The organism is Microbacterium gorillae (assembly GCF_050990725.1).
GTDB lineage: Bacteria > Actinomycetota > Actinomycetes > Actinomycetales > Microbacteriaceae > Microbacterium > Microbacterium gorillae_A.
Map to the genome: position 1 here is coordinate 4,162,206 of NZ_CP158844.1, position 15,813 is coordinate 4,178,018.

Annotated in this window: 13 protein-coding genes and 1 pseudogene; 3 read left to right on the forward strand and 11 right to left on the reverse strand. The window is 68.4% G+C overall.

Translation table 11 applies throughout. The annotated features are described in order from the left end of the window. Positions 1-24: 24 nt before the first annotated feature. Positions 25-288, reverse strand: a complete 264-nt coding sequence (locus tag ABTV68_RS19190) for a DUF6458 family protein (protein WP_433675270.1) — start codon at positions 286-288, stop codon at positions 25-27. A 130-nt stretch (positions 289-418) separates the two neighbouring features. Continuing rightward, a complete protein-coding gene (locus ABTV68_RS19195; RefSeq protein WP_433675271.1) occupies positions 419-2,509 on the reverse strand; it encodes an acyl-CoA dehydrogenase family protein in 2,091 nt (696 codons plus the stop codon). Positions 2,510-2,723: 214 nt separating this feature from the next. On the opposite strand from ABTV68_RS19195, the gene ABTV68_RS19200 reads away from it, so the two are divergent. Next, positions 2,724-3,980: a TetR/AcrR family transcriptional regulator gene (locus tag ABTV68_RS19200; protein ID WP_433675272.1), complete on the forward strand. Its 1,257-nt coding sequence runs from the start codon at positions 2,724-2,726 to the stop codon at positions 3,978-3,980. Between the two features lie 229 nt (positions 3,981-4,209). Here the strand turns inward: ABTV68_RS19200 and recQ are convergent, their stop codons facing one another. The 3 genes from recQ to ABTV68_RS19215 all read right to left on the reverse strand — a co-directional run bounded on the left by recQ (position 4,210) and on the right by ABTV68_RS19215 (position 7,763). Continuing rightward, on the reverse strand, positions 4,210-6,042 hold the full coding sequence (gene recQ / locus ABTV68_RS19205; RefSeq protein WP_433677646.1) for a DNA helicase RecQ: 1,833 nt from the start codon (positions 6,040-6,042) through the stop codon (positions 4,210-4,212). Between the two features lie 279 nt (positions 6,043-6,321). Beyond that, positions 6,322-6,846 carry a DUF1697 domain-containing protein gene (locus ABTV68_RS19210; RefSeq protein ID WP_433675273.1) on the reverse strand — a complete coding sequence of 175 codons (525 nt, stop codon included), beginning with the start codon at positions 6,844-6,846 and terminating at the stop codon, positions 6,322-6,324. Continuing rightward, a complete protein-coding gene (locus ABTV68_RS19215) occupies positions 6,843-7,763 on the reverse strand; it encodes a GNAT family N-acetyltransferase (protein ID WP_433675274.1) in 921 nt (306 codons plus the stop codon). The genes ABTV68_RS19210 and ABTV68_RS19215 overlap by 4 nt, the downstream gene beginning before the upstream one ends. A gap of 141 nt (positions 7,764-7,904) precedes the next feature. On the opposite strand from ABTV68_RS19215, the gene ABTV68_RS19220 reads away from it, so the two are divergent. Both ABTV68_RS19220 and ABTV68_RS19225 read left to right on the forward strand, forming a co-directional pair. Further along, positions 7,905-8,279, forward strand: a complete 375-nt coding sequence (locus ABTV68_RS19220; RefSeq protein ID WP_433675275.1) for a hypothetical protein — start codon at positions 7,905-7,907, stop codon at positions 8,277-8,279. Positions 8,280-8,335: 56 nt separating this feature from the next. Further along, a complete protein-coding gene (locus ABTV68_RS19225) occupies positions 8,336-9,502 on the forward strand; it encodes a benzoate/H(+) symporter BenE family transporter (RefSeq protein WP_433677647.1) in 1,167 nt (388 codons plus the stop codon). Positions 9,503-9,530: 28 nt separating this feature from the next. Here the strand turns inward: ABTV68_RS19225 and ABTV68_RS19230 are convergent, their stop codons facing one another. The 6 genes and pseudogenes from ABTV68_RS19230 to ABTV68_RS19255 all read right to left on the reverse strand — a co-directional run bounded on the left by ABTV68_RS19230 (position 9,531) and on the right by ABTV68_RS19255 (position 15,805). Beyond that, the gene (locus ABTV68_RS19230; RefSeq protein WP_433675276.1) at positions 9,531-10,997 is read right to left on the reverse strand and encodes a cation acetate symporter; all 1,467 of its coding nucleotides are present in this window, start codon (positions 10,995-10,997) and stop codon (positions 9,531-9,533) included. Then, on the reverse strand, positions 10,994-11,377 hold the full coding sequence (locus tag ABTV68_RS19235; protein ID WP_433675277.1) for a heavy metal transporter: 384 nt from the start codon (positions 11,375-11,377) through the stop codon (positions 10,994-10,996). The genes ABTV68_RS19230 and ABTV68_RS19235 overlap by 4 nt, the downstream gene beginning before the upstream one ends. Next, entirely contained in the window at positions 11,374-12,084 is a 711-nt protein-coding gene (locus ABTV68_RS19240; RefSeq protein ID WP_433675278.1) for a LytR/AlgR family response regulator transcription factor, read from the reverse strand. Before ABTV68_RS19240 ends, ABTV68_RS19235 begins: the two co-directional genes overlap by 4 nt. Further along, a complete protein-coding gene (locus ABTV68_RS19245) occupies positions 12,081-13,250 on the reverse strand; it encodes a sensor histidine kinase (RefSeq protein ID WP_433675279.1) in 1,170 nt (389 codons plus the stop codon). Before ABTV68_RS19245 ends, ABTV68_RS19240 begins: the two co-directional genes overlap by 4 nt. Positions 13,251-13,272: 22 nt before the next feature. Next, on the reverse strand, positions 13,273-13,512 hold the full coding sequence (locus ABTV68_RS19250) for a YbdD/YjiX family protein (protein WP_433675280.1): 240 nt from the start codon (positions 13,510-13,512) through the stop codon (positions 13,273-13,275). Continuing rightward, positions 13,512-15,805, reverse strand: a pseudogene (locus ABTV68_RS19255) (carbon starvation CstA family protein). The gene ABTV68_RS19250 and the pseudogene ABTV68_RS19255 overlap by 1 nt, the downstream one beginning before the upstream one ends. Between the last annotated feature and the right edge of the window lie 8 nt (positions 15,806-15,813).

Below are 15,813 nucleotides of genomic sequence, written 5' to 3' on the forward strand. Positions count from 1 at the left end.
GGATGGGTCAGGACACAAAGGTTCTCAGACCACGTCGGGGGAGTCGGGGGCGGAGGTCTCGCGGCGGGTGGTCTGCGAGCCCGACGCGGGATCGACGGTCGTATTGGCGACCGTTCGCGTCGTGCGGCGACGCAGCAGCAGGGCGATGCCGATGATCGTGATCACCACTCCCGCCCCCATCAGCAGGTAGCCGACCAGGTCCAGATCGATCCAGTCGACCTGGATGTTCAGCGCGAACGCCAGCACAGCGCCGACGACGAACAGGAAGATGCCGAAACCGATACTCATGTGAGCCTCCTCATCCGGGTCCGGGCGGACCCTCATGCGGCCGACTCGCCACGCTAACCCGAGCGCACCCGCGCACCACCCCCCTTGCGCGCTCCCCCGGGTTCTGGCATACGAAAAGCTCCGGCGCGACTCAGGCGCGGGCGGCGGACTTCGTAGCCTGCTTCTGCTGCTTGTGCAGCACCTTCTCATCGATCGGCGCCTCGCCGGACGCCCGCAGCGCGGCATAGTAGGCACGGGCCTCGTCCTGACGGATCTGCTCGATACCGCTGGCGATCGGAGCGCGCAGGTGCTCGGGCTCGTACGCGAACGCCCCGACCAGATCCAGCGCGTGCGGACGCAGCCGCGCGCAGAGTCGATCGATGTAGCGCGACACCGACGCTGCGCGCTGCGTCGACAGGCGCCCGTTGATGATGTACCAGGCGAGGTGCTTCTCGATGAGACCCAGTCCGAACAGGTCGCGCACCCAGGTGAGCACCTCGCGGGTGCCGTCGTCCGGTGCCGTGGCCAGCGCGTCGGTGAACGCCTCCCACTGCAGCAGCTCGCCGTGGGCGCGTGCCGCCTCCATGAGCTCCGTCTGGTTCTCGTTGAACAGCGCGAAGCTCTCCGCCGGGCTCAGTTTCTTCCCGCCACGCATGCGCATCGCGATGTCGGCGACCATCTGCTGCACGCGCTCCTGGAGGAGCTCATGCTGGTCGTCCCCGCGGAGCCCCAGCTCCACCGAGCGGGCCGTCGAACCGAAGTCCGCGACCGCCTGGCCGAGACGGCGAAGACCCGCACCGTGGAACACCTTGCCCGCGGTCTGCCCGACGGCGAACGCCGCCAGCTGCTTGGGATCCTTACCCGCCACCTGCTGCCCGTACTCGGTCAGCAGGCGCTTGCCCACGAGCTGCAGCAGGATGTTGTTGTCACCCTCGAACGTGGCGTAGATGTCGAGGTCGGCGCGGAGACCGGTGAACCGATTCTCGAACATGAAGCCGGAGCCACCACACGCCTCGCGGCACTCCTGCAGGGTGTCCAGCGCGTGCCACGTCGACAGGGGCTTGAGTGCAGCGGCCAGCGTCTCCAGGTCCTGCCGGTCGTCATCGCTGGCGGCGCGACCACTGAAGACGCCGTCGAACTTCTTCAGGAACTCGTCGTGCGCGAAGATCTGCGCGTAGGTGGTGGCGAGGCGCGGCAGCAGGCGACGCTGGTGCTTGCCGTAGTCCAGCAGCACGGTCTCGTCGGTTCCCGAGCCCTGATCGAACTGGCGGCGCTGCGTGGCGTAGGTGATCGCGATGGTGAGCCCCACCGCGGATGCCCACGATGCGGCGCCGTCCAGCGACACGCGCCCCTGCACGAGCGTGCCCAGCATCGTGAAGAAGCGGCGTCCGGGGCTGGCGATCGGGCTGGAGTAGGTGCCGTCGGCCGCCACATCGCCGTACTTGTTCAGCAGATTGGTGCGCGGCACGCGGACGTGGTCGAAGGCGAGCCGACCGTTGTCGATGCCGTTGAGGCCGCCCTTGAGTCCGTCGTCCTCGCTGGAGACGCCGGGCAGCAGCTGGCCGTTCTCGTCGCGGATCGGAACGTAGAAGCAGTGCACGCCGTGATTGACGCCGTTCGTGATCAGCTGCGCGAACACCGTGGCGGCGATCCCGTCCTTCGCGGCGTTGCCGAGGTAGTCCTTCCACGCCGCACGGAACGGCGTGTTGATGACGAACTCCTCCGATTCCGGGTCGTACGTGGCCGTGGTGCCGATGGAGGCGACATCGGAGCCATGTCCGATCTCGGTCATCGCGAAGGCACCCGGGATGGACATGTCCATCACGCCGGGAAGCCACGTCTCGTGATGCACTTCGGTGCCGAGGTGCAGGATCGCCGCACCGAACAACCCCCACTGCACACCCGATTTGATCTGCAGGCTGGGATCGGCGAGCACCAGCTCCTCGAAGCCCGCGATGTTGCCACCGTGGTCATCGCCACCACCGAGCCGCTTCGGGAATGCACGATGCACGGCCTTGTTGTCGACCAGCACGTGCAGCTGGGCGAGCACACGCTCCCGGTGCGCGGCCATGCCGAGGCTGTCGTCGCGCCAGAGCGCCGGGTCCTTGACCAACTCGCGAGCCTGGCGACGCACGTCCGCCCAGGTGCCCATGAGCATGTCGGTCACGCGGTCCACGTCGATGCGGGGCTCGCCCGCTGCGGGGGAATTTGCGGCGTGTACGTACACGTCGGGATCAGTCATCGATACTCCTCGTGTGAGTCCTCGGTCCGCACGGCGGACCTCACCAACACGCTAGGCGCACGTCTGGCGACGGCAAAGCATGTTGGACTGAGTGTACAACTTTGTGACACTCAGTCTCACGCCGCCTTTGTGGATTCCGCACATCCACAGCCCCGCGATGGCGACTCGTGCCGCCCACTAGACTGACGCCTAGTCCACCGCGACCCCACTCATGATGACGCCACCCACCGCCCGTCTTCCTGCCCCGCAACGACGCGCTCTGATCGTCGACGCGGCCACTGACGTGTTCGTGCGCGTGGGCTATCGTGCCGCATCCCTCCGCGACATCGCGACTCGTGCCGGCATCAGCCACACCGCCCTGCGACGGCACTTCGCATCCAAGGGCGACATCCTCCTCGCCATTCACGAGCAGTACGAGGCAGACACTCTCGCGGCGCTCTCTGATCAGGGTGGGCTAACGGTCGACGAGTGGATGGTCGCTCTCGCGGATGAGGCGAGCAGCGACGCGGATCGCGTGCAGGTCTTCACGGCCCTCGTCGGGGAGGGCACGTCTCCCAGCCATCCCGCCCACGACGCCGCTCGTCGATCGTATGAGATGCGACTCGCCGCCGTCGTTGATGCACTGGAGCGTGGAGTCACCGAGGGTGTCGTCTCCGCGGACCGCGCCACCACGTCACAGGCTGTCCGCCTCCTCGCGCTGTGGAACGGAGCTCAACTCCTGCAGCAGTACCTTCCGGAACTCGTTCACACCCCGCAGCTGATTCGCGACGAGAGCATCCGCATGCGTCGTCCCGCACCGCCCCGACGAGCACCCGAGCCGACGGACGCATCAGCGCCCACTGGCACCGCGCCGTCGGGTACCTCCCGGCGGGATGGCATCATTGACGCCGCCACGTCGCTACTTCTGTCGCACGGCTACAGCGGCACCAGCATGCAGGCTTTCGCGGCCGCCGCGGGCATCGCCAAGGGCACCCTGTTCCACCACTACGCCACCAAGGACGAACTCGTCCGCGCCGTGCTCCAGCGCAGTGCAGAGATGGTGGACTCGTTGACCGACGACGATCGTGAGGTTCGTGGCAGCGATCGACTGCGCACGCTTCCCACCCAGTGGCGAGCGGTGTGCAGCGAGGCGTCCGACCTGGTCGGCCTGCACGTCGTGCTGAGCGCGGAGGCCTCAAGCGCAGGACACCCGCTGCACGCGGACTTCCGCGATCACTTCGCCGACCTGGTGTCGCATTGCACCGGCGCTTTCCGCGATGCGGACGACGATCACGAACTGCGAGAAGCGGGCGACCCGGTAACCGAGGCTGTTCGCCTGGTGGCCCTCTGGGAGGGACTGCAGGTCCTCTCCCGTTTCGACACGTCGATTGACGTCGCGACCGAAGTGGCGGCGCACCTCGACGAACTGCTCGTCGCTCACGCGAATGGCCAGGGGACGAATCAGGCGTCGGATCGGAATCCGGACGCCTGATTCGTCGGTCACCCGAACGGGCTCGACCTGGCGGTGCGATGCCACATCGCGGCAGAAGCATGGCTGCGGAGCCCCCCGACTCGTTCGGCGCCATGTATCGTCGACCCCACCCTGACGGGAGGGGTAGTCTCGATCTTCTGTTGTGCGATGAGCTTCCTACTCTCCCCCGAGAGCCGACCGCTTGGAAACATGATATCGACCGCGCGGTGACAGCGGAAGGGGCTTCCTCTCACGCGCCGGCGATGACCGCCAACACCGCCTCGCCATAGGCGTCACGCTTCTTGGCGCCGATTCCGGTAATGCCGTCCAGGTCTGCGAGAGACGCGGGTCGGTGTTCCGCCAGCGCACGCAGCGTCGCGTCTCCGAACACGATGTACGCCGGAACACCCTGCTCCCTGGCCTGTGCGCCACGCCACGCACGCAGCGCCTCGAACAGATCCCGCGCGTCGTCCGGAAGCTCATCGGCGGCCGATGCTTTCTTGCCGCGACCCGCGCTGGAGGTGCGTCCGAGGACATCACGGCGCAACAGCACGGAGCGCTCGCCACGCATCACCTCGGCACTGCCTTCACCCAGTGCGAGTGTGCCGTACTCACCCTGCGCCATCAGGAGTCCCTGCGCGAGGAGCTGACGAACCACGGATCGCCAATCGGCCTCCGACAGATCGGCACCGATGCCGTAGGTGGCGAGTTCGTGATGCCGGTACTGGCGAATGCGATCGGTGGATGATCCGCGCAGGATGTCGATGAGCTGACCGGCACCGAACGCCTGATTGCGCTCGCGCTTCAGCCGCACGATCGTCGACATCAGCTTCTGCGCTGCCACCGTGCCGTCGAACGTGTCGGGTGGGGTCAGACAGGTGTCACAGTTGCCACACGGCTCGGAGTCCTGGCCGAAGTACGCCAGCAGGTTCTGCCTGCGGCACTGCACGGTCTCGCACAGCGCCAGCATCGCATCCAGGTGCTGCTGCTGACGGATCTTGTGGGCGCGGTCTCCCTCGCCCTGATCGATGAGACGCCGCTGCTGCACCACGTCGCCCAGTCCGTACGCCATCCACACGACGGAATCGTCGCCGTCGCGGCCGGCGCGACCAGTCTCCTGGTAATAGCCCTCCACGGATTTCGGGAGATCGATATGGGCGACGAAGCGCACGTCAGGTTTGTCGATGCCCATGCCGAACGCGATGGTCGCAACCACCACGACGCCGTCCTCACGGAGGAAGCGGGACTGGTTGGCCGCGCGCACCTCGGCCGGCAGACCCGCGTGGTAGGGCAACGCGTCGATGCCCTGCTTTCGCAGGTGCTCGGCGGTCTGCTCCACGGCCTTCCGGCTGAGGGCGTAGACGATGCCGGCGGCCCCCTCCGGCTGAGAGCGGATGAACTGCACCAGCTGACGCCGCGCATCGATCTTCGCCTCGATGCGGTACTGGATGTTCGGCCGATCGAAGCTGGCGACGAAATGCTCGGCGCGCGGCAACCGCAGACGCTCGGTGATCTCGCGGTGCGTGGCACGCGTGGCTGTGGCGGTGAGGGCCATCCGCGGAACACCGGGGAAGACGTCACCAAGGTCTTCCAGCGCGAGGTAGTCCGGTCGGAAGTCGTGGCCCCACTGCGCGACACAGTGGGCTTCGTCGATCGCGATGACGCTCAGTGATCCGCGCTGCAGGAAGGCGCGGGTGGCCTGACCCGACAGCCGCTCCGGGGCGACATAGAGCAGATCCAGCTCGCCGGCGAGATAGGCGCGCTCGACCGACTGCCGCTCCTGCGGGGACTGCGTCGAGTTGAGGAACGCGGCCCGCACGCCGTTGGATTGCAGGGCATCCACCTGATCGTGCATCAGGGCGATCAGAGGAGACACCACGAGGCCGGTGCCCTCGCGCACCAGCGCGGGGATCTGATACGTGAGCGACTTGCCGCCACCGGTGGGCATCAGCACGATCGCGTCGCCGCCGTCGATCACGTGCTGCACGATGGCGCCCTGGTCGCCGCGGAACGCCTCGTAGCCGTACACGGTGTGCAGCGCCTCGAGCGCGGACGCGTACTGGGACGGGCGTGACTTCGGCATCGCGACCGGAGGTGGCGCGTATCCCGTGGGGGCGGGTGGCCCGCCCAGGAAGTCGAGGTCGACGGGCGGCTCGTCGTACGGATCGTACGGCGGTTCGTCGTCGTAGGGGATGTCCGCGTAGGGGTCGTACGGAGGCTGGTCGGCGCCCGCGCCGGAACGGGAGGCGGGATGGGAGAAGGCCGAGGAGCTCACCCCCGCGAGTCTACCGACGCCCTCCGACAGCGGGCCCGGACCCGGTCCACCGGGGATGAAATGCCGCCGTACGTGGGCTGGGGAGGATCAGAGCCACTTCCCGGCGATCGTGCGAATGGTGTTGGCGTTGCGGTTGGTGGCCGGTTCCAGGAGCTTCGCCGCGCGCAGCGGGTCGACCTCTCCGGGCTTGTAGCCCTCACCCAGCAGGGCGTGGATGGAACGGCCGCGCACCACCATGCGGTTGCGCTCGTCGGACAGGGCCTCCACGCGCGACGCGGTGTCCGCGTCGAGCGGTTCGCGGCGGAGGTAGACGTAGTGGCGATGCAGAGCCGGGTCGTCCAGTTCTTCCACCGCGCGCGTCACCTCGCGGTATTCGTCGGCGGTGAACAGCATCACCGGCACCACGAATCCGCGGTCCGCCTCGAACGCCCGCTCCAACGCCGCTCCCACCGCTGCGGTGTCGGCGTCGGTTCGCAGGAACACGTTCCCGGTGTTGATGTAGGTCGCGACGTCCGTGTACCCGAGTTCGGCGACGATGCGACGAATGTCGGCCGCGGGGAACGTCCGCCCGCCCACGTTGACCGCCCGCAGGAACGCGATCATGTCGGTCATGGAACGATCCTGCCCGCGGTCACCACGGGGATGACGATGTTCTCGAGCGTGATCTCATACCCCAGCCCGTCGTACAGCGCCCGGGCACCCGCATTGTGGCCGAACACGTTGAGGGCGAGGTGGGTTGCCCCGGTCGCACGGGCCACGTCCTCCGATGCCCGCATGATCGAAGAGCCGTAGCCCTGCCTGCGATGCGCGGGTGACACGATGATGTCGTAGATGAACGCCTGTCCCCCGCGATCGGCGATCCACACCATACCCACGGGCACGTCACCGTCGCGGGCCGTGAGAAGCTGCTGCCCCTCGGTCTGGCGTCCAGCCGGAAGCAGCTGAGCGAACGATTCGCGAGCCACCTCCAGCGCGGCGACGAGATCCTCCGCTCCCGCGTTCGCGCGTTCCTGCGCGTACTCGGCGACGGCACCGGCGATCCATTCGTCATACTCCGCGTCGGTGAACGGCGACAGTGCAACGCGCCCGTCAGCGCGCGACGGGCCATCCAGCGCGAGCCGCATGTTCGTCGCGACGATCGACTCGTCTTCGGCCCGCAGCGCCTGGGTGATCGGATCCCCCGCGAGACGGTTCACGCGGATGCGCGTGGCACCCGCGCGACGCGCCCAGGCGCGCAGGCCGTCGAGGCCACCGATCGCGTGGGCGGGATCCTCCGCGGTGGTGGCTACCAGTTCGCAGGTGTCTCCGGACTGGGCGATGACAACCTCGCCCAGCTCCCCCGCGACATCGCCCAAGAGCACGCCATCGCCTCCCGCGCTGAACAAGCGGGTGATGAGCTGGCGCTGCTGCTCGGCGAACTCGGCTTCGTCGGCGATCACGCCGGCGTGCGCGTAGGCGGCCGCTCGTCGCTCGGCCAGTTCCGCAATGGTCGCGGGAGACGGGGGAGGAAGCCGCACAAGCGTGTACATGGCCTCACATTACGCGTTCCTGCACGCCCACAGCGCGCCCGAAGACTATCCACAATCCGCGTCCCGTCGGGCCACAGCGACGAATTGCCGAGAATACTGGCCCTGTGCCCACAACAGTCCGACAATGAAGGGGTGCCGGCCATGACCGAACCGCAGATCTGGACCGCGCTGGGCATTCTCGCCGCAGCGCTCACCGCCATGATCACCCTGTCCACGCAGTTCATGATGCGCACGATCAGCTCGCAGTTCGCCGCCGTGAACACGCAGTTCGCCGCCGTGAACACGCAGTTCGCCGCGATGCAGACGCAGCTGAACGACAAGTTCGCAGCGGTGAACGAGAAGTTCGCCGCCATGAACGAGACACTCGACCGGCGATTCGACGAGGTTGACCGACGATTCGATGAGGTCGACCGACGATTCGGTGTGGTGGAGAGTCGATTGGACAGGGTGGAGCGTCGACTGGACGGGCTCGACGCCGACGTCCAGGCCATCACCCGACGAATCCTCCCGGACTGACACCGCTCGCGCAGGACGGCCTGCGCCATGGCGCCCGTTACGATCGCGAGGTGAACGTGCGCACGCCAGGAGAGAGAACACGACCCATCGTGGCGGGCATCGTCACCGCGCTCGTCGGTTTCACCTCGTCGTTCGCCGTGGTGCTCACCGGTCTGCACGCGGTGGGCGCCTCGGATGCACAGGCGGCCAGCGGGCTGCTGGCTCTGAGCATCACGATGGGGCTCGCCTGCATCCTGCTCAGCCTGCGCACGCGGATGCCGGTGACTTCCGCCTGGTCCACCCCCGGTGCCGCCCTGCTCGCCGGAGCGAGCGCGGTGGATGGCGGCTGGCCCGCGGCGATCGGCGCGTTCGTCATCACGGGTGTGCTCATCGTGGTGACCGGCATCTGGCCGTTCCTCGGCTCCCTCGTGACCCGGATTCCCACGCCCCTGGCACAGGCGATGCTCGCCGGAGTGCTCCTCCCCCTGTGCGTCGCTCCCGTCACCGGAGCCGTGACGAATCCCTGGGGTGTGCTGCCCGTCATCGTGGTGTGGCTGCTGGGGCTGCGCTTCCTCCCCCGGTGGGCGGTTCCGCTGGCGTTCGTGACGGCGGCGGTGGTCGTGGTGATCGGCATCGTGCAGACCGGTGTGGCAGTGGATCCCGCAACGCTGCTGCCGCGTTTCGAGTTCGTCACGCCGGCGTTCACGGCGGGCGGGATCATCGGAATCGCGCTGCCGCTGTTCATCGTGACCATGGCGTCGCAGAACATCCCGGGCGTCGCCATCATGCGCTCTTACGGGTACGAGGTGCCGTGGCGCTCCGCGATGATCACCACGGGTTTGGGGACCGTGATCGGCGCGCCGGCGGGTGGCCACGCCATCAACCTCGCGGCGATCAGCGCGGCATTGGCCGCCAGCGACGAGGCGGGTCAGGACTCGTCGCGTCGATGGATCGCCGGGGTCACCACGGGTGCCGCGTATCTCGTGCTGGGTGCCGCCTCGGCGGTGTTCGCCGCGCTCGTCGTGCTCGCACCGGCGGGTGTGATCGCCGCGGTCGCGGGCCTCGCCCTGGTGGCGTCGTTCGCCTCCGCGGTGCACCAGGCGATTGCGGAACCCGAGCTGCGCATCCCCGCCGCGGTGACCTTCATCGTGGCCGCATCAGGAATCGCTCCGTTCGGCATCGCGGCGGCGTTCTGGGCGCTGCTGGTGGGCCTCACCCTGCACCTCGCCCTGCGGCGGCGCTGAGCACCGTCCCGACGATCCCGCGTCCCCCTCATCCGCCGTCTGCGTGCTCCGGAGTGTGCAGCCGGGCGAGGAATCGGTCGGCTCGCGAAGGCTGACGACCGCGATCCAGCAGCGACACCGCGATCACGGTGATCGTGGCGAGCGGGATGGTCCAGGCCGCCGGCTGATCCAGCACGGAGGACCACCAGGAGCTCTTCGGCACGAGCCCGCCCATGAGAAGAGCACCAGCACTGGTCACAGCCCCGACCACCATGCCCGCGACCGCACCGCGCGCGGTGAGCCGACGCCACCACACCCCGAGGATGAGCACCGGCGTGAGACTCGAAGCGGCGAACACGAACACCACGCCGACGCTCGAGACCAGACCACCGCCGATCGTGAAGAACGAGAACACCAGCGGAATGATCGCGCAGAGCACCGCGGAGAAGCGGAAGGAGCGCACGGTGCCGCCGAACAGGTCCTGACTGACCACGCCCGCGAGCGCCACGACCAGTCCGGACGACGTCGCGAGAAACGCCGCGAAGGCTCCCGCCACCACGAGGGCGGTCACTAGCTGCCCCAGCAGTCCTGGCAGCACCCGGGCCGGCAGCGCGAGCACGGCCGTGTCAGCGACTCCGGCCACGGCGAGATCGGGCGCGGCGATACGGGCGATCAGGCCCATCGCTGACGAGACGGCGTAGAAGGCGCTGATCAGCACGATGACGATCACCGTGGCTCGACGAGCCGAGTCGCCGTCGGGACTCGTATAGAAGCGCACCAGCACGTGGGGCAGGCCAATGGTGCCGAGCAGCAGGGCGATCAGCAGCGAGGTCGTGCGGTACAGATCGGCTCCGGCGGGACCGGCGTGCGCGGGGAACACGAGCTGCGGATCGGGCGGGGCAGGATCGCCGGCCAGCACGATCACCAGGAGCACCACCGGCACCAGCAGCGCGAACAGCTTCAGCCAGTAGTGGAACGCCTGCACGGCGGTGATCGCCCGCATGCCGCCGCCCGCCACGGCGCCGGCCACCACGACGGCGACCACGGCCGCCCCCACCCACAGCGGGAGTCCCGCGGCGACGTTCAGTGTGATCGCGGCGCCGTGCAGTTGGGGCACGATGTACAGCCAGCCGATGATCACCACGACCAGGCTCGTGATGCGCCGCGCCGTGCGCGATTGCACCCGCGCCTCGACGAAGTCGGGAATCGTGTAGGCCCCGGAGCGACGCAGCGGAGCGCCGACGAAGAGCAGCACCAGCAGGTACCCCGCCGCGTAGCCGATGGGGAACCAGAACCCTTCGGCGCCGGCGAGCAGCACCAGTCCCGACAGGCCGAGAAACGTGCCGGCCGACAGATACTCGCCACTGATCGCGGACGCGTTCCACACCGGCCGCACCGTGCGGGACGCGACGAAGAAGTCGCTCGTCGTACGCGAGAACCGCACCCCGGCGAATCCCAGGATGATCGTCACCAGCAGCACCACCGCCACCGCGACAAGCACCAGCGTCTCGGTCATCGCAGGTTCTCCCGCAGCGCACGGTAGCGGCGTTCATTGCGCCGCGCGGCCGCGGCGTAGATCAGCGCGAACACCAGGATGATCGGGTAGAACCCGAAAGCGTGCACCAGCCACGGCAGCGGTACACCTCCGATCACAAGCTCGTCGAGTCCCGGCACCGTGGCCAGCAGTACCGCGAGCGCCCCGGCCGTCACGACGAAGCCGAGCACACAGCCGAGCGCGAGTCGCAGTTGGGCTCGCACCAGGCCGCGAACGTAAACCGCTTCGGGTTCGGCCACGGCGCGTCCACCGACGGTGACGGTGCGCATCAGCTCGGTCTCCGTCTGCGGCCGCGAGGATCGTCCGGGCGGGTCGGCGCTGACACGCACGCGTTCGGTCATGGGCGCGTCAACCTGTCGCGAACGTCCGAAAGGAGTCGCCGGCTCACCGGCAGCTCGATCTCGGGAAGGGAGACCGTCGGCGCCTGCCCGCCGAGGCGTGCGGCGACGATCGCGTCGATGTGCACGAGATAGGAGCGGTGCACTCGGAGGAATCCGGCACCCGACCAGCGCTCTTCCAACTCGGAGATCGGGATGCGCACCAGGTGTCCGCCACCGGGGGTCCACAGCCGCGAGTAGTCGCCCTGCGCCTGCACCCACCGCACCTCGCTGCGGCGTACCAGCCGAGTCTCCCCCGCGATCGTGACAGGAATGCGCTCATCGGCGAGGGCGGGTTCGGCGGGACCGTGCGTCTCGATGGCACGTCCCACCGCGACGCGCAGTCGCTCCGGACGCACGGGCTTGAGGAGGTAGTCCACCGCAGCGACATCGAAGGCCTCCACAGCGCGCGCCTCATCCGCCGTGATGAACACCACCGCGGGCCGCTGCTGGAACTGCTGCAGCGCACGGGCGAGGTCCAGACCCGACAGGCCCGGCATGTGGATATCGAGGAACACGATGGAGACCGGCGCTTCACTCAGCAACCGCAGCGCGTCGGCACCACTGCGGGCCAGGCGGATGTCGCCGATGCGCTCATCGGCTCGCAGCAGCGCCGCGAGCTCGTCCAAGACGGGCTGCTCATCATCGGCAATGAGGATGTCGCAGGTCACGGTGCCACCGTCTCATGCTCCGGCTGCGAGCGGGGAACGCGAATGCGCACCAGCGTCCCGGCTCCCACCGCCGTCTCCACCACGATTCCGTCGCCATACAGTCGGCGCAGCCGCAGATCCACGTTCCGCAGGCCGACATGGTCGGATTCGGCGCCGCTGAGCAGTGCCCGCGCTCGTTCGGGATCCATGCCGGCGCCATCGTCCTCCACCGTGATCTCGGTGTGAGCGCCCAGATCCTCGCTCGCGATCGTGAGGCGCCCGCCACGCTCGCCGGGCTCCAGCCCGTGCTTCACGGCGTTCTCGACGAGCGGCTGCACGGCCAGGTACGGGATCACCGTGGTGAGGGTCTCCGGCGCGATGCGCAACCGAACCGTCAGCCGGTCACCGAACCGCGCCCGCTCCAGTTCCAGGTACGAGTGGATGGCGCGGAGCTCGTCGGCGAGCGTGGTGAACTCGCCGTGGCGGCGAAACGAGTACCGCGTGAAGTCGGCGAACTCCAGCACCAGTTCGCGTGCCCGCGGCGGATCGGTGGTGATGTACGAGGCGATCGCGGTGAGGGCGTTGTAGATGAAGTGCGGGCTGATCTGCGCGCGGAGCGCTCGCAGTTCGGCTTCGGCGAGTGCCGCCCGCGACGAGTCGAGCTGCCCGAGTTCGAGCTGACCCGCGAACCACTCGGCCACCTCTCCCGTGGCGCGCACGAGCGGGGCGCGCACCGGATCGGCGAAGGCGATCACGGCTCCCCACACCGCTCCGTCCACGAGGATCGGAGCGCCCACCGCTTCCCCGTCCTCGGAGGATCCGCGCTGGCGCGAGTACACCTGGCGCCGACCGGCGGCTGCCACCTGGTCTGCGATCGTGCGCGCCGTCTCGGCGAGCCCCGCCGCAGGACCGTCGAACACGATCTCGCCGTCCGGGCCGACAAGAGCGACCGCGCGACTTCCGAGCAGGGTTCGGACGTGCCGGGCAGCGCGGGCGAGATCGGTCGCGCCGGACTTGCGCAGATCCGCCGCCGCCTTCCGCGCGGTGTGCAGCGTGCGGTACGTGGCGCGCTCCTCCTCCGAGCCGAGATCGCGGGATCCGCGAGCGAGCCGACGCGTCAGCAGCAGCACGATCACCAGCGCGGCGCCGATGACCGCGCCGATCACCAGGAGCACGGCGTCGGGCATCCTCCCATGGTAGGCGCGCTGATCAGCAGCACCGCGAGCCGGGGTTCGCGTCCTGCTCCGCGTACCGGCGACGCCAGAACTCCCGCTCCGACATCGGCTCGGAGTCCGGGTGCGTGCGGCGGTGATGTTCCACGTACGTGGCATACGCCGTCTCGCCCATGAGGTTGGTGGCGTACCAGCGCACGGCGCGTGCAGCCGCGGTGAGCGCGCGCCCGGTGCGGGAGAGTATGCCCTCCCGCACCGGACGAATCGTGAGCGCCATCAGTGCCCCGACGAGACCGTGGGGCGCTGATCCGCCGGCAGTTCCTGCCACTGCTTCTCGATCTCCCGCTCCGCGCGGGTGGCGATGAAGCCGTCGGGCGCGAACCGGCGCGAGGCCACGGGTGCGTCCTCGTGGTTCTCGCCGCCACCGTCCCGCAAGCTCTTCACGGCGGAGCCGACCGCGACCACCATCACGATGATCGCCAGCACCACGAAGATGACGCTCAGCACACCCTGCACCATGGTGTTGCGCACCACGGCCTCCATCGCCTCCACCGTCTTCGCCGTACCGAAGGATGTCTGCCCGTCTGCGAGCGCGGCACGGAAGGCGGCGTTGTTGGCGAAGTAGCCCACCGCGGGCACCGGCGAGAAGATCTTGTACATCGAGGCGGTGACCGTGACCACGGCGGTGAACGCCAGCGGAACCGCCACGATCCACAGCCACTTCACGTAGCTGCGACCACGCTTGGCGACGATGGCCAGCACCACCGCGAGCGCGATGGCCGCCAGCAGCTGGTTGGCGATGCCGAACAGCGGGAAGAAGGTGTTGATGCCGCCCAGCGGATCGGTGACGCCGAGGATGAGGATCGACCCCCAGCCCGCCACCATGATCGCCGTGGTGATCCAGACACCCGGACGCCAGGTGACGTCCTTGAAGCGCGGAACGACGGTGCCGATCGCGTCCTGCAGCATGAAGCGGGCGACACGCGTACCAGCGTCGACCGCGGTCAGGATGAACAGCGCCTCGAACATGATGGCGAAGTGGTACCAGAAGCCCATCATCGCGGTGCCCCCCAGCGCCTGATGCATGATGTGGGCGAGACCGAGCGCCAGCGTCGGCGCTCCACCGGTACGGGAGATGATGCTCTCCTCCCCGACGTTCTCAGCCGTCTGCGTCAGCAGCTCCGGCGTGAGGTTCACTCCGGTGATGCCGAGGGAGTTGACCCAGGCGACCGCTCCCTCGACGGTGCCGCCGGTGGCAGCGGCGGAGGAGTTCATCGCGAAGTAGATGCCCTGGTCGATGGAGACTGCGGCCACCAGCGCCATGATCGCCACGAACGACTCCATGAGCATGCCGCCGTAGCCGATGAAGCGGGTCTGGCGCTCCTTCTCCACGAGCTTGGGGGTGGTGCCCGACGCGATCAGCGCGTGGAAGCCGGAGAGGGCACCGCAGGCGATGGTCACGAACAGGAACGGGAAGAGCGGACCGGAGAACACCGGCCCCGTCTCACCGGAAGCGAACTGGCTGATCGCCGGCACTTCGATCGCGGGCATCACGATGACGATCGCGCCGGCGAGCACGACGATCACGCCGATCTTCATGAAGGTCGACAGATAGTCGCGCGGTGCCAGCAGCAGCCACACCGGCAGCACGGCCGCCACGAAGCCGTAGATGATGATGCCCCAGGCGATCGCCTCCTTCGGCAGGTGGAACATCGCGTAGCCCCAGTCGGTGCTGGCGACCCAGCCGCCGGCGACGATGGCGGCGATCAGCAGCACGAAGCCAATGATGGAGATCTCGGTGATGCGTCCCGGACGCCAGTAGCGCAGATACACACCCATGAACAGCGCGATCGGGATGGTCATCGACACGGAGAACACGCCCCACGGGCTCTCACCGAGGGCGTTCACGACGACCAGCGCGAGGATCGCCACGATGATGATCATGATCAGCAGCGAGGCGACGATCGCCGCCGTTCCGCCGATGCGACCGAGCTCCTGCTTGGCCATCTGGCCGATGGTGCGACCACCGCGTCGCATCGAGAAGAACAGCACGAGGTAGTCCTGCACGGCGCCGGCGAACACCACGCCGAGGATGATCCAGATGGTTCCGGGCAGGTATAGCCCATCTGGGCGGCGAGCACGGGGCCGACGAGCGGACCGGCACCGGCGATGGCCGCGAAGTGGTGCCCGAACAGCACGCGGCGGTCGGTGGGCGTGTAGTCTTTGCCGTCGTTCTTGTACTCGGCGGGGGTGGCCCGGCGGTCATCCGGACGCGTGATGAACTTCTGGATCACCTTCGAGTAGAACCGGTAGGCGATCAGGTACGTGCACACCGCCGCGAACACGAACCAGACGGCGTTCACCGTCTCGCCGCGCACGATCGCGAGCATCACCCAGGCGACGCCGCCGAGCAGGGCGATCGCCGCCCAGAGCAGGATCTTCGGCAGGGTCCACTTCGCCTCGTTCTCCCGCGTCTCGGCGGGAACCGCCGTGGGCGGCAGCGCGGGATCGGTGACGATGGTCGCCCCTCCGCTGTCGGCGCCGCGTGCGCCGGATTCGTCCGTTGCCATCGTTCTCG